The sequence below is a fragment of the Arthrobacter sp. CAL618 genome (assembly GCF_000468215.1).
Classification (GTDB): domain Bacteria; phylum Actinomycetota; class Actinomycetes; order Actinomycetales; family Micrococcaceae; genus Arthrobacter_D.
This window is the reverse complement of sequence record NZ_ASZW01000014.1, coordinates 16826-31000: the sequence shown is the minus strand read 5'-3', so window position 1 is coordinate 31000 and position 14175 is coordinate 16826. Positions and strand designations below refer to the sequence as shown.

Genomic DNA, 14175 nt, shown 5'->3' with positions numbered 1-14175 from the left:
CGTGCTCCCGCGGGGGACGGCCGGCGGCCACCACTATCGTGTCCGGGGCGAGCTGGTGGTGATCGTGGTGGGTCATGGGTTCAGGGTAGTTGGCCGTGGCGACCGGGTGAAATGTGACCCGCTCCCCTGGGCCGGGTGACGGCCGGCAGGACAAGTGTGTCGGTGATCCTCGATAGGCTGGTCGGGTGAGTACACCATCCGCACGCCGCACGTCCGGGCTGTTCATTGCTTTCGAAGGCGGCGACGGCGCCGGCAAGTCCACCCAGGCGGGTCTGCTGGCCACCGCGCTGCAGAAACGCGGCCTTGAAGTGATACGCACCCGGGAACCTGGTGGCACGGTCATTGGGGAGAAACTCCGCTCTCTGGTCCTCGATCACGGTCAGGGCGACATTGATCCCCGGACCGAGGCCCTCATCTTCGCGGCGTCCAGGGCGGCGCATGTCCACCAGACGATCCTGCCCGCGCTGGAGCGGGGCGCCGTCGTCGTCTGCGATCGATACATCGACTCCTCGGTGGCCTATCAGGGCGCCGGGCGCGGCCTGGGGACGGATAGCGTGCTCGAGGTCAACTTGTGGGCCGTCGAGGGGTTGCGCCCCGATCTCACGGTGCTGCTCGACGTCGACCCGTTGGAGGGGCGTGGACGCCGGATGCAGAACGGGGCTGAGGACCGGCTGGAATCCGAGCCGGACATTTTCCATGCGCTGATCCGCGGGGCGTTCCTCGAACGGGCGGCCGCCGACCCGGCCCAATATCTGGTGCTGCCGGCCCGGAACCCGGTCACTGACTTGGCGGACGCCATCCTCAAAGCAGTCGAGGAGCATCTGTCGTGAGCGTATGGACCTTCCTGATGGGTCAGGAGCCCGTGGTTGAGCAGCTCAAACGCGCCGCGTCTGCCGGTCAGCCGAACCACGCCTGGCTGTTCACCGGTCCACCGGGATCGGGTCGGTCCAACGCCGCACGGGCATTCGCCGCCGCACTGCTCTGCGACCGGGACGCATTGGACGAGCGAGGTTGCGGGGAGTGCAGGGCATGCCGGACCGCCCTGGCAGGCTCGCACGCCGACATCACCAACGTCACCACCGAAAAAGTGACAATCAGCATTGATGAGGCGCGGGAACTGGTTCGTAAAGCACAGGACAAGCCGTCCACCGGCCGCTGGCGGGTCATCATCGTGGAGGACGCCGACCGGATGCAGGAGCGCAGCACCAATGTGCTGTTGAAGGCCATCGAAGAGCCGCCGCCCCGGACTATCTGGTTGCTGTGCGCGCCGAGCCCCGGCGACGTGCTGGTGACCATCAGATCCCGGTGCCGGGCCGTCAACCTGCGACTGCCGCCGGTGCAGGACGTGGCCGACCTGTTGGTCCGCCGCGACGGAATCGATCCGGCGACGGCGGAAGCCGCAGCGCGGGCAGCGCAAAGCCACATCGGCGTGGCCAAACGGCTCGCCACCGACGACGGCGCCCGGGACCGGCGGAACCAGATCGTGAGATTGCCGCTTGATCTGAAGAGCGTCGCCGGGGCAATGAAGGCGGCGGCGGACCTGGTGAAACTAGCCGAGGCCGAGGCGCAGAGCTCCTTCGAGCAGCGGGATGCCCAGGAGAAGGCCACACTGCTCGCTACCCTCGGCGCGCCCGAAAGCGGCACCCTGCCGCCGGCTATCCGGGGGCAGGTCAAGCGGTTGGAGGATGACCAGACCCGCAGGGCCAAGCGGTCGAAGAACGACTACTTTGACCGTGCGCTGACCGACCTGACGTCCTTCTACCGGGATGTGCTGATGCTGCAGGTTTCCAGCGGTCGCGATCTGGTGAACGAGCCGCTGCGCCCCGAGCTGGAGGCGTTCGCCCGGTCCGGGACACCCGAGGGGACACTGGTGCGGATTGAGGCCATCAACAAAGTGCGGGACCGGATCGTTAACACCAACGTTGCCCCGTTGCTTGCCATCGAGGCCATGGCAGTCAGCCTCCTCCCCGAAAAGGATTACACCGCGTGAGACGTTTTCCCCACCGTCGTCTGGCCTCAGCCGCCGTCGTCCTCTCCGGCGCGCTGGCGCTGTCCGGCTGCCAGCTGCTCTCCCCCGGGCCGGGCGATGGTCCGGAAACGGGGGTCGAATCAGTGAACCCCGAGGTCGTTGGGGATGTGCCCGCGGACCTCGAAAGCTTCTACACCCAGGAGGTGGCCTGGGAGCTGTGCGAGGAGACGTTCGCCTGCGCCACCGTCCAGGTCCCGCTGGATTACGCCGACCCTGCGCGCGACTCGATCAATATCGCCCTGATTCGCAGCGACGCGACGGGCGAATCCCAGGGTTCGGTGCTGGTCAATCCGGGCGGCCCGGGCGGGTCCGGCGTCAACATCGTCAAGGACGCACTGACGTACGTCACCAGCGACCGGTTGCGGGAGGCTTACGACGTCGTCGGCTTCGACCCCCGCGGGGTGGGGAAATCGTCGGCCGTCGACTGCCAGACCGACGAGGAGCGCGAAGCGGACAGGCTGGAATATCTGGAGCCGGAGATCTCCGACGAGGAAGCGTTTGAGACGCTCACCGCCGAAGCCGAGGACTTCGCCGCACAGTGCGCCGAACGAACCGGTGAGCTGCTCGGGTACGTGGACACCGACAGCGCGGCCCGCGACCTGGACATTCTGCGTGCCGCCGTCGGCGACCAGGACCTCAACTACCTTGGGTTCTCCTACGGCACGGCACTCGGTGCGGCCTACGCCGAACTGTTCCCCGCCAACACCGGGCGACTGGTGCTGGACGGCGCAGTGGACCCGTCCTTAAGCAATGAAGAGATCACGCTGGGGCAGGCCCAGGCCTTCGAGACGGCGCTGCGCACCTATGTGGCTGACTGCCAGCTCTCCAGCGACTGCCCCCTTCCCGCCGGAATCGAGGAGGGCGTGGCAGTTATCCAGGACCTGTTCCGGTCGGTCGAGGAAAGTCCGATGACCGCCGCTGACGGCCGGCTGGTCACGATCGGCACCTTCTTCAGCGGCTTCATCCTGCCGCTGTATGACAACAACAACTGGACCCTGCTCACCGGCGCGCTCGACCAGGCGCTGCAGGGCGACCCGTCCGCGATGCTGCAACTGGCAGACCTCGGTGCTGAACGCGAAGCAGACGGCAGCTACCTCACCAACAGCAACGCAGCGTTCATCGCGATCAACTGCCTCGACTACCCGATGACCAATGACCCCGCGGCGTTGGCGGCCGACGCCGACGAACTAGCCGAGGCTTCGCCGACCTTCGGCCCCTATCTAGCCTACGGCGGGGTGACCTGCGACGCGTGGGAGTACGGGCCGGTGCTCGAGCCCGCTCCGGCGTCGGCCCCCGATGCCGCACCAATGCTGGTCATCGGCACCACCGGAGACCCCGCGACGCCCTACGACTGGTCGCTGGCGCTGGCGGATCAGCTCGAAACCTCAGTCCACGTCACCTGGGACGGCGAAGGTCACACCGCCTACGGTCGGGCCGGCGACTGCATCGGGGACCTCGTGGATGACTATTTCGTTGACGGCACGCTGCCCGAGGACGGTGTCAGCTGCGACTGACGCGCCCACCGTGGCTGCTTTTGACCTGCACGCGGCTGCTCTTATAGAGTTGACGCTTGTGGATTGGGCCGTGCTCACGCGCGTCTCCTGAAGCTTCAGCCTCCTTAGCTCAGTCGGTAGAGCGTCTCACTCGTAATGAGAAGGTCGCCAGTTCGACTCTGGCAGGAGGCTCCACTTCTTTAATCCGGTGAGCAACCCGGACACGCGTTAGCAACCTGGACACCGGTGAGGGAATTTCCCACACCGATGTCCAGGTTGCTTACCGGAGCGCGTGAAGCTAACGCGCCTGGCGGTTAGGCGAAGTCGGCAGTTGCCGGGTCCGCGCCGATACGCCCGTCGGCACCCTTATCGAGGGCGTTGATGGCGTCGATGTCCCCGGCGTCGAGCGTGACATCCAGGGCGTCCCAGTTCTCGACAATCCGAGACTCAGTGACTGACTTCGGGATCACCACGTTGCCGAGCGCGAGGTGCCAGGCCACGACAACCTGTGCCGGTGTGGCGTTGTGCTTGGAGGCGATCTCGACCAGGGCTGGGTCTTCGAGGAGCCCCTTGCCCGAACCCAGCGGCGACCAGGACTCGTGCAGGATGCCCTTCTCCTGATGGAAGGCCTTGAGCTCCGCCTGGTTGAAGAACGGGTGCGTCTCCACCTGGTTGATCACGGGAACGACTCCGGTTGCGTCGATGATCTCCTGAAGAGCCTCGACGGTGAAGTTCGACACCCCGATCGAAGTGACCCGCCCCTGCTTCTGCAGTTCGATCAGCGCCTTCCACGTATCAAGGTACTTACCCTGCTTCGGTTGCAGCCAATGGATCAGGTAAAGATCGAGCTTCTCCAGGCCAAGCTTCTCCATCGAGACGTCGAACGCCTTAAGCGTGCTCTCATAACCCTGGTCGGCGTTCCACAGCTTTGTGGTGATGAAAAGCTCGTCGCGGTCCAGACCGGAGGCAGCAATGGCCCGGCCGACACCCGCTTCGTTCTGGTAGGCGGCCGCCGTATCGATGTGGCGGTACCCGGCCTTGAAGGCGCGCCCGACGACGTCTTCCGCGGTTGCGTCGTCAACCTGCCATACGCCGTAGCCGAGCTGGGGGATGCTAACGCCATCGTGGAATGTGAGATTCGGTGAGGTAGTCATAAATGCCTTTCGCCGTGTGAATGAATGCGATGTCACTAAAGTGAACCGCTATCCACGCCGAATTATTTCGTCAGCACCCTTTTTATTGTCAGACGTTCAGGCTTGCCGCCAATTGACGTTCAGCTTCGGCAATATCTTCTTCGACCAGGTCGGCTCGCCTTTTCACGTTATCCAGGCCAGCAGATGCCAGCCCCCAGCGTTCGCCGTCGAGCCTCGCCATCGCGGCCGCCTCGGCCGTTGTCGCGAGGGAGTTTCCGGCCCTCGAAAGCGCCCTGTGTACTGGCGTGAGCGCGCCCGGGATGTCCAACCCCTGGCTGGGTGATGACGCCTGCGCGGTCACACAAATGGTGTGCACCCGTTCCAGCAGGGGCCCGAGCTCATTGGCCAGTCCGGCCAGCTGGTTATAGACCTCGTCGTCGGCCACGCCTTCAAGAATCTGGTGATACCGGTCCAGGCCGCGGCGGAAGCGGTCATGGGCACGCCGCCAGACGCCCGTGCCGAGCTCGGCATCGTCCTTGCGCCCTTGTCGGGCAGCGGAGAAGAATCCCATGGCGATCAGCGGCGCGCCAGTCTGGCTGGGGAATCGACGAACTCCAGGAGACGGGCCGGAGTGGTGTCTGTTTGAGCAAGACTCTGCTGTTTACTCATGGAATTATCGTCTCACGGTGCGCCACTGGGGAAGGCCCGGATGACTCCCCGTGGAGCTACCCCGGACTTCCTGCAGCCGAGGACCCGGCTAGTCGCCGACGATTTCCTGTGGTGACGACGACCGGTAGCATTGGTTCTCACGACGATCCAGCTCCTCGGTAATCTCCTCGAGTCGCCCCTCGGTCTCAGGGTCCGGTAGCCCATACCTGACGTATTCGGCGTCGAGTTCGCGATGAATCCTGCTGTTCAGGATCATCACCTCGGAGCTCTCCAACTGTGTCAGGTCGTCAGGGAACGCCTCATCGGGAGCGAGGCGGGTGGTGTCGGTCATGGGGGTCCTTCCAAGATGACTAAATACGAGGAGGCGCTGACAAAGCAGCAGGGCCAAACGGGTGACATCACCAGCTGGCCGGACGCAGGGCGGTCCTCACAGACGCGGAATTGCCGAGGGACAAGCCGTCTGAGAGATGCCCGCGGCGCGGGAGGATGTGGGTGTCTTGACCGGGGCCCGAAGGGGCAATCCGTGCAGCGTTAAGGCCATCGAAATCCTGTTTACGAGGAGAGGTTCCCGTGGCTGTCTGCTCAACCTGTCTATGACTATATCCCATCCCGACAAGACTGGGCGGCGCAGCTATTCAACACCGGATCGCCGACCAGAACCCGCCCGAGTCTCGCACCGATTAGAGTTGACTCCGTCAGGTGTGGGGTCGTTGAAGGACGCCAAGAAGTGGAGAACAGCATGTCAGAAGCCCAGCGGGTGGAGTCGGATATTCACAACGTTTTGCTGGACATGGTGATGGATAGCGACGACGTGAGCACTTTTCTCACCGGGCTCACCCAGCTGGCCGCGAAAACGCTGACGTCGAAGGCCTCCGGTGAGGTGCTGTGTGGGCTGACACTCCTCCGCCCCCGCACCATGGGGACGGTCGCCAGTAGCAGCGAGCTCGCCCGGAAGACCGACGAGATTCAGTACGCCTTCGACGACGGTCCGTGCCTGCGGGCCGCACGCGAAAACGTGACGGTCCACGTGCGCGATGTTCCCAATGACACCCGGTTCCCCGATTACCGGGACGCCGTCGCCGAGCACGGCATCCGCTCGGCGTTGGGGATACCCGTCCCCCTGGGCGGCGAGTCGCGGGCTGGTCTCGATTTCTATTCGACCGTGACCAACGCGTTCGACGACGACGCCGTCGCGGCTGCCGAAGCCTTTGCACTGGAAGCCTCCAAGTCCTTGCGGCTTGCGGTGCGGATGGCTCAGCTCAGCGATGCCAGCAAGCACCTCGAAGCCGCCATGCGGTCCCGCACGGTGATCGACCTTGCGGCAGGAATCATCATGGCCCAAAACCGGTGCTCGCAGGACGAGGCGGTCGAGATCCTGAAGTCCGCATCCAGTGCCCGCAACATCAAGTTGCGCGAAGTTGCCAGCGCGGTTGTGGCTTCGGCCAACCAGGCACCAACCACCACCCACTTCGAGAAGTAGCCCCCCGTTACAGAAATACACCGATCGTGCCCGCTGAGCGGGAAGGTCTAGACAGTCGGCGGATTCAAGTGGTCGTTTCATCCATCCCTGCTGATCAGTGGGGAGGAGCCACCGTGAGGAGAACTTTCCCGGTGTGTTCCCCGGAATCAAAGTACTGATGGGCTTCGACGGCACGCTCCAGCGGGAAGGTGCGGTCTACCATCGCCTTGACCTTGCCCGACTCGACAAGCGGCCAGACATGGTCCCGGACCGCCGCCATGATGGCAGTCTTCTCAGCCACTGGACGCCCACGCAGTGTGGTGCCGGCCACCGAAGCGCGCTTCGTCATCAGCGCACCAAGATTCAGCTCGGCCCTGGCGCCGCCCTGCAAACCGATGATGACCAGGCGTCCCCCGACGGCGAGCGCCTGAACATTCTGCTCAAGGTACTTGGCGCCCACGACGTCGAGAATCACGTCCACCCCTCGACCCGACGTGGCTGCGGCTACTTCAGCGACGAAGTCCTGCTCCCGATAGTTGATGCAGGTGACGGCGCCGAGGCCCCGTGCAACCTCGAGCTTTGCCGCCGATCCCGCAGTGACAAGCGGGATAGCCCCGAACGCAAGCGCCAGCTGGACGGCCATGGTTCCAATTCCGCCGGCGCCCCCATGGATCAACACCCGCTCGCCGGCTTGAAGGTGCGCGGTGAGGAACAGGTTCGAGTAGACAGTCGCCGCAACCTCCGGCAGTGCCGCAGCCGCTACCAGATCCATTCCCGACGGCGCACGAAGGACCTGACCGGCAGGGACGGCGACCTGCTCCGCGTACCCGCCGCCGGACAGCAGCGCCACCACCTCGTCACCCACCGAAAAACCGGACCCACCGGCGTCGGCAACCCTGCCCGAGACCTCCAGCCCGGGATACTCCGACGCACCCGGCGGTGGAGGGTAGAGTCCTTTGCGCTGCTGGACATCCGCCCGGTTCAGCCCGGCGGCGACGACGTCGATCAGCACCTCCCCCGGCCCTGCCTGGGGTGCAGCCACCTGCGACACACTGAGCACCTCTGGTGCGCCTGGTTCGGTGATTACTACTGCTCTCAAAAGGTCCTCCACTGGAACGGTTTTTTGGTTGAACTGGAAGCTACGTGAAACACTACTCACTTGGGAAGGTTGTCCGAGCGGCCGATGGAGCTGGTCTTGAAAACCAGTGTGCGGTAACCCCGTACCAAGAGTTCGAATCTCTTACCTTCCGCCCGTAGAAAGTGTTGGCCCCGGTTTCATACCGGGGCCAACATTCGTTAATGCCTGACTCGCTTACCCTTCACTTTCCGCAACCTCTCGTTCACGATGGTCTGGTTGGCTCGAACGTGGCCCAAAAGGTCGGCTGGATCACATTCAGCACTTTTTTCGAGCCATCAGGCTCGTGTTCCACACACGGGCGGACTCACTCGCGGCTGTCAACAGCCAAAGTCAAGGAGAACTAGCGGATGAAACATTCGTCATGGAAGGGCGGGCTTGGTGCTGCGCTAACGATGGGGCTGCTCGCCTCGCCGGTAGCCGTGCTTCCCGCCTACGCGGCACCGAACGGCATCGTGATCAACGAGGCCTATGTGAACGGGGGAAGCGCCAATGCCCCGTATCTGAACAAGTTTGTTGAACTCCACAACACCACAGATCAGCCGGTGGACATCAGCGGCTGGTCCCTGCAGTACCGGTCCGCCAGTGGGTCCGCCGCACCAACCGGTGTTGCACCGCTGACCGGCACCATTCCGGCTAATGGCCATTACCTGGTCGGCGGATCCAGCAACGCCGACAACGGTGTCGCGCTGCCTGAGGTGGACGCGACGATAGGCGCCAGCTTCGCCGGGGGCGGCGGCACCCTGATCCTGTCGAATGACTCCGCGCCCCTGAATCCGCTGGCCACCGGTTCGGTGACCGGCAACCCTGCGATCGAAGACCTGTTGGGGTACGGGTCCTCGAACACGTTCGAAACAGCTGTTGCGCCCAAACCCGACAGCAACTCCGACCCCCGGTCATTGAACCGGGCAGGCTTCGTCGACACCGACGACAACTCAGCCGACTTCACCCTCAGCGAGGCGGTCACACCGACGAACGCTGACGGCGAGACGGGCAGCTTTGAACCCGAACCGGAGCCAGAACCGCCGGTCGCCGGCGACGTTGTTCCCATCAACGAGATTCAGGGCACCGGAACTGCCACACCGCTGGCGGGTGAAACGGTCACCACCCGGGGCGTTGTTACCGCCGCCTATCCCACCGGTGGCATTGACGGCTACGTGATCCAGACAGAAGGCACCGGCGGCGAAGCGGGTGCCGCCTCTGACGGCATCTTCATTTACTCCCCAGGCACCGTCGCCGACGTCGCGATCGGTGACCATGTGGAGGTTACGGGTGAGGCCGGGGAGAACTTCGGTGTCACCCAGATCGAGGTAGTGGCCGGTGCGGCCACCGTGCTGACCGAGCCAGCCGAGGAGGTCAAGTCCCTCATCACGCCCTGGCCGGCAACCAACGCCGAGCGTGAAGTGCTCGAGAGCATGCTCGTCAGGCCCACCGGCGACTTCACCGTTACGGACAACTATGACCTGAACCGCTACGGCGAAATTGATCTGGCCTTCGGCACCGACGCCCTGGTTCAGCCCACCGAAATTGCCCCTCCCGGCACCCCGGAGAACGCGGCCGTTCAGGCAGACAACAGCGCCCGCGGAGTCACTCTCGACGACGGCGCCACGATCGACTTCGTCCGGAACATGGACCGCGCCCTGCCCTACCTGACGGTCGAGAATCCAGTCCGGGTCAACGGGTCAGCGACCTTTGTCTCCGACGTCATCGTCGACTTCGACTTCGGCGTATGGCGATTCCAGCCGGTGACACACCTCACCCCTGATAATGCCGATGAAGTTCAGCCAGTCACCTTCGCAGGCGAGCGGCCGGCCACCCCCGTGGAAGTGGGCGGCGACATCAAAATTGCCTCGTTCAACGTGTTGAACTACTTCAGCACTACCGGTGATGAGCTGACCGGGTGCACCTACTACAACGACCGCGCTGGCAACCCCATCACGGTCCGGGGCGGCTGTGACGCTCGCGGTGCTGCCAACACTGAAAGCCTTGAGCGCCAGGAAGCCAAGATCGTTGATGCGCTGACCAACCTTGACGCCGACATGGTCTCGCTGGAAGAAATCGAGAACTCGGCGGCCTTCGGCAAGGATCGTGACGAGGCGCTCGCTTCGTTGACCACGGCCCTGAACGAAGTTGAGCCGGGGGTCTGGGACTTCGTCCCCTCCCCCGCCGAGGTGCCCACCAACGAAGACGTCATCCGCAACGCCTTCATTTACAAGCCCGCCGCGGTAGAGACCGTCGGTGATTCAGTCATCCTCGATGACGACGTCGCGTTCTCGAACGCCCGAAAGCCGCTCGCTCAAGCCTTCCAGGTCGCTGGCGGCGGCGAGTCGACGAGGTTCCTTGCGATCGTGAACCACTTCAAGTCGAAGGGCTCCGGTTCCGGGGAGAATGAAGACCAGGGCGACGGGCAGGGAGCTTCAAACCCTGACCGCGTAAAGCAGGCAGCAGCTCTCGTGGACTTCGCCGACACGATGCAGGCCGAAGCTGGCACCGATAAGGTCTTCCTCACGGGTGACTTCAACTCCTACACGGCTGAAGACCCCATGCAGGTGTTCTACGAAGCCGGGTACATCAACCAGGGCGCCGACACCGGGAAGTACTCCTACGTCTTTGGTGGACAGTCAGGATCACTGGATCACATCCTCGCCTCACCTGAAGCCGATGCAACTGTCACCGGCGTCGACATCTGGAATATCAATGCGGTCGAATCGGTGGCGCTCGAGTACAGCCGGTTCAACTACACCCCGGTGAACTATTACACCGCTGACCAGTACCGCGCCAGCGACCACGATCCAGTAATTGTCGGTCTGGATCTGGACGAAGTCATTGAGTTCACCGATATTGAGGACAACGAACACCAGGACCACATCGAGTGGATGGCAGAAAACGGCCTCTCCACCGGCTGGCTGGAAGCCGATGGCACCCGGACCTACCGCCCGTTGGCAAGCATCAACCGCGACGCGATGGCCGCGTTCCTCTACCGGCTGACCGGGGAACCTGAGTTCGAACTTCCAAACGAATCACCGTTCAGCGACGTAGCCTTCCCCGCCGATGAAGCTGACCGGGTTGAGCACTTCGACGCGATCATGTGGATGCACGAATCGGGGCTTTCCACTGGCTGGCCAGAGACCGATGGCACCCGGACCTTCCGCCCGGTGACCCCGGTCAACCGGGACGCGATGGCAGCATTCCTGAAGCGCTTCGCCGGGCAGACCTGCCTGAACGAGGAAGCCATCGAGTATGTCGACCCCAGCGGCCCCCCGTTCACGGACGTGCCTGAGGGCATGATGTTCGAGGAGGAAATCTCCTGGATGAAGGACGCCGGGATTTCCGAGGGCTGGGGCGACGGCACCTACCGCCCGGTCACCCCGGTGGCCCGCGACGCGATGGCAGCCTTCGTGAACCGGTTCGACGACACGTTTGGATCCTGCGGCAGGTAAGTCCTGCGTCGCGTTCCGCCCTGGAAAAGTTGGCCCCGGCTTCGAACCGGGGCCAACTTTCGTTAAAGGCTGGCCCCCTGCTCTTCACTTTTAGTCACCTCTCGTTCACCATGGTCTGGTTGGCTCGGTTTGACTCAAAAGGTCAGTTGGATCACATTCAGCACATTTTTCGAGCCACCAGGCCCGTGTTTCACACACAGGCGGACTCACTCGCGGCTGTCAACAGCCAAAGCCAAGGAGAACTAGCGGATGAAACATTCGTCATGGAAGGGCGGGCTTGGTGCCACGCTAGCGGTGGGGCTACTCGCCTCCCCGATAGCCGCACTACCCGCCTATGCGACGCAACAGACCGACGTCGAAGTCAAAGCCCCCGGCGTCACCACCGAGATCAGTCTTCTCAACATCAACGATTTCCACGGACGCATCGACCGCAACACGGTGAAGTTCGCTGGCACCGTCGAACAGTTGAGGGCTGAGGCCGGCGCGGAGAACACGCTCTTCATCTCGGCCGGTGACAACATTGGGGCGTCGCTGTACGCCTCCTCATCGCAGCGCGACGTTCCAACGATCGATGTGCTCAACGCGCTGGAGTTGCGCGCCTCGGCGGTCGGCAACCACGAATTCGACGGCGGATTCGCGGACCTCACCGAGCGTGTTGAACCAATCGCAAACTTCTCCTACCTGGGCGCCAACGTCTACACCAAGGGCACCCAGGAACCGGCGTTGGATGAGTACGAAGTCTTCACAGTGGATGGCATCGAAGTAGCTGTCATCGGGGCTGTCACCCAGGAAACACCTACCCTGGTGAGCCCCGGCGGCATCGAGACCATCGACTTTGGGGATCCCGTCGAGGCCGTCAACCGTGTGGCGCAGGAGATCGAGGACGGCGACCTGGCCGACGTCATCGTCGCGGAGTACCATGCGGGTGCTGACGGATCGAGCGAAGACTCGGCAGCCCTTCCCGAAGTTATCCCGGGCAGCGAATTCGATGCGATCGTCAATGGGACCACACCACTGGTGGACGCAATCTTTAACGGGCACACCCACTCGTTCTACGCCTCAGACGCTCCAGTTCCCGGCGAGACCGGCGAAACCCGTCCGATCGTCCAAACAGGTTCCTATGGCGAGTTCATCGGTCAGATCGAGCTGACCGTCGACACCCTCACCGGCGACGTCGTCGAGTACGAAGCCCGCAACGTACCCCGCACAGGGATCGACGACGCCGAGCTGGTCGCCGACTACCCGCGGGTGGCAGAGGTCCAGACGATCGTCAACGAAGCGATTGCGACTGCCGACGAGCTCGGCAGCGTTGTCCTCGGGAAGGTCACCGAGGACATCACCACCGCGTTCACCGGTGATTCGCGTGATGACCGCGGATCGGAATCCACGCTGGGCAATCTGGTCGCTGACTCGCTGCTGTCGTCACTGCAGTCGGATCTGCGCGGCGGAGCCGAAATCGGCGTCGCCAACCCCGGTGGGCTCCGTGCCGAGCTGTACTACGACGAGAACGGCGACATCACAGTCGCTGAAGCCAACGCGGTATTGCCCTTCCTGAACAACCTGGCGACCACCACGCTGACCGGCGCCCAGTTCGCCGAACTGCTGGAGCAGCAGTGGCCCCGCGAGGGCGGCGTCCGCACCAACTTCCTGCATCTGGGACTGTCGGACAATGTCACTTACACCTACGATGCCCAGGCGGCCGAAGGCTCCCGGATCACTTCGGTAACCATCGACGGGGCGCCACTTGAGCCAACCCGTGACTACCGGGTTGGCACTTTCAACTTCCTGATCCAGGGCGGCGACGATTTCGTGGTCTTCAACGAAGGCGCCGATACCCTGGACTCGGGTCTGGTTGACCGGGAAGCATGGTTCGACTACATCGAAGCCAACAGCCCGCTCTCACCGACCTTCGACCGCCGCGCGGTGCAGGTTCAGGGCGCACCCACGAACGTGGTTCTCGGCCAGGAGGTCAGCTTCGACGTCTCCAAACTGGACCTAACGTCCCTGGGCAGCCCCACCAACACCAGCATCGTCCTGTCCTACTCCGTCGGCGACGGTGAGCCAGCGGAGATCAGCACGTTCGACGTGACTGACGGAGCAGCACGGATCGCGTTCACCGTTCCCGCCGACGCCCTCGGCGCGACGTTCTACCTGACCGCACCCGACTCCGGCACCGAGGTACGCCTCCCCATTGGCGTCGAAATCGCTGAGTTCACCGACGTCGAAGGCAACGAACACCAGGACCACATCGAGTGGATGGCAGAAAACGGTCTCTCCACCGGCTGGCTGGAAGCCGACGGAACCCGTTCGTACCGTCCACTCGCGAGCATCAACCGCGACGCGATGGCGGCGTTCCTGTACCGCTTGGCCGGGGAACCAGAGTTCGAGCTTCCCGAGGAGTCGCCGTTCAGCGACGTAGCCTTCCCCGCTGACGAAGCGGACCGGGTTGAGCACTTCGAAGCGATCATGTGGATGCACACCTCCGGCCTGTCGACCGGCTGGCCTGAGACCGACGGCACCCGGACCTTCCGTCCGGTGACCCCGGTCAACAGGGACGCGATGGCAGCATTCATGATGCGTCTCGCCAGCGAGGTTTGCCTCGATGCGGAAGCGATGAGCTATGTAAACCCCAAGGGTGCGCCGTTCTCTGACGTACCTGTTGGAACGATGTTCGAGAAGGAGATCTCCTGGCTGAAGGATGCCGGGATCTCCGAGGGCTGGAGAGACGGCACCTACCGTCCAGTCACCCCCGTGGCGCGTGACGCGATGGCAGCATTCGTCAACCGGTTCGACGACGAGGTTGGAGCCTGCGGCAGG

General features: G+C 63.6%; 10 protein-coding genes and 2 tRNA genes (1 of these 12 running past the window's edge). 8 read left to right on the top strand and 4 right to left on the bottom strand.

Annotation, left to right across the window (positions count from 1 at the left end):
• The first annotated feature begins 185 nt into the window (after positions 1–185).
• From tmk to K728_RS0100410, 4 genes are all read left to right on the top strand, one after another.
• Positions 186–830 carry a dTMP kinase gene (gene tmk, locus K728_RS0100425; RefSeq protein ID WP_024475483.1) on the top strand — a complete coding sequence of 215 codons (645 nt, stop codon included), beginning with the start codon at positions 186–188 and terminating at the stop codon, positions 828–830.
• Positions 827–1990 carry a DNA polymerase III subunit delta' gene (locus K728_RS0100420; protein ID WP_024475482.1) on the top strand — a complete coding sequence of 388 codons (1164 nt, stop codon included), beginning with the start codon at positions 827–829 and terminating at the stop codon, positions 1988–1990. The genes tmk and K728_RS0100420 overlap by 4 nt, the downstream gene beginning before the upstream one ends.
• Positions 1987–3543, top strand: a complete 1557-nt coding sequence (locus K728_RS0100415) for an alpha/beta hydrolase (RefSeq protein ID WP_024475481.1) — start codon at positions 1987–1989, stop codon at positions 3541–3543. Before K728_RS0100420 ends, K728_RS0100415 begins: the two co-directional genes overlap by 4 nt.
• A gap of 98 nt (positions 3544–3641) precedes the next feature.
• Positions 3642–3717: transfer RNA gene (locus tag K728_RS0100410), tRNA-Thr, on the top strand.
• A 119-nt stretch (positions 3718–3836) separates the two neighbouring features.
• On the opposite strand, the gene K728_RS0100405 is transcribed toward K728_RS0100410, so the two are convergent.
• From K728_RS0100405 to K728_RS18015, 3 genes are all read right to left on the bottom strand, one after another.
• Entirely contained in the window at positions 3837–4676 is an 840-nt protein-coding gene (locus K728_RS0100405) for an aldo/keto reductase (protein ID WP_019482354.1), read from the bottom strand.
• An 88-nt stretch (positions 4677–4764) separates the two neighbouring features.
• Complete coding sequence (locus tag K728_RS0100400; protein ID WP_024475480.1) at positions 4765–5226, bottom strand: hypothetical protein; 462 nt, start codon at positions 5224–5226, stop codon at positions 4765–4767.
• 186 nt (positions 5227–5412) lie between these two features.
• Positions 5413–5655, bottom strand: coding sequence for a hypothetical protein (locus tag K728_RS18015; protein WP_019482352.1), 243 nt, complete (start codon positions 5653–5655; stop codon positions 5413–5415).
• A gap of 408 nt (positions 5656–6063) precedes the next feature.
• Between K728_RS18015 and K728_RS0100390 the strand changes: the two genes are divergently transcribed.
• The gene (locus K728_RS0100390) at positions 6064–6804 is read left to right on the top strand and encodes a GAF and ANTAR domain-containing protein (protein ID WP_019482351.1); all 741 of its coding nucleotides are present in this window, start codon (positions 6064–6066) and stop codon (positions 6802–6804) included.
• A 94-nt stretch (positions 6805–6898) separates the two neighbouring features.
• Here the strand turns inward: K728_RS0100390 and K728_RS0100385 are convergent, their stop codons facing one another.
• Positions 6899–7882, bottom strand: coding sequence for an NAD(P)H-quinone oxidoreductase (locus K728_RS0100385; RefSeq protein ID WP_024475479.1), 984 nt, complete (start codon positions 7880–7882; stop codon positions 6899–6901).
• 63 nt (positions 7883–7945) lie between these two features.
• On the opposite strand from K728_RS0100385, the gene K728_RS0100380 reads away from it, so the two are divergent.
• From K728_RS0100380 to K728_RS0100370, 3 genes are all read left to right on the top strand, one after another.
• Positions 7946–8033, top strand: a tRNA-Ser gene (locus tag K728_RS0100380).
• A 235-nt stretch (positions 8034–8268) separates the two neighbouring features.
• Positions 8269–11358, top strand: a complete 3090-nt coding sequence (locus K728_RS0100375; protein WP_237742054.1) for an ExeM/NucH family extracellular endonuclease — start codon at positions 8269–8271, stop codon at positions 11356–11358.
• Positions 11359–11607: 249 nt separating this feature from the next.
• On the top strand, positions 11608–14175 hold the 5' portion of the coding sequence (locus K728_RS0100370; RefSeq protein WP_024475477.1) for a 5'-nucleotidase C-terminal domain-containing protein. Its footprint extends 30 nt past the window's final position; only the first 2568 of its 2598 coding nucleotides appear in the window; it begins with the start codon at positions 11608–11610; its stop codon lies beyond the right edge, outside the window.

Bases quoted from the DNA above. Each gene is read 5' to 3' on its own strand.
- K728_RS0100405 (WP_019482354.1), bottom strand. From the start codon at position 4,676: ATGACTACCTCACCGAATCTCACATTCCACGATGGCGTTAGCATCCCC.
- K728_RS0100390 (WP_019482351.1), top strand. From the start codon at position 6,064: ATGTCAGAAGCCCAGCGGGTGGAGTCGGATATTCACAACGTTTTGCTG.
- K728_RS0100375 (WP_237742054.1), top strand. From the start codon at position 8,269: ATGAAACATTCGTCATGGAAGGGCGGGCTTGGTGCTGCGCTAACGATG.
- K728_RS18015 (WP_019482352.1), bottom strand. From the start codon at position 5,655: ATGACCGACACCACCCGCCTCGCTCCCGATGAGGCGTTCCCTGACGAC.
- K728_RS0100400 (WP_024475480.1), bottom strand. From the start codon at position 5,226: ATGGGATTCTTCTCCGCTGCCCGACAAGGGCGCAAGGACGATGCCGAG.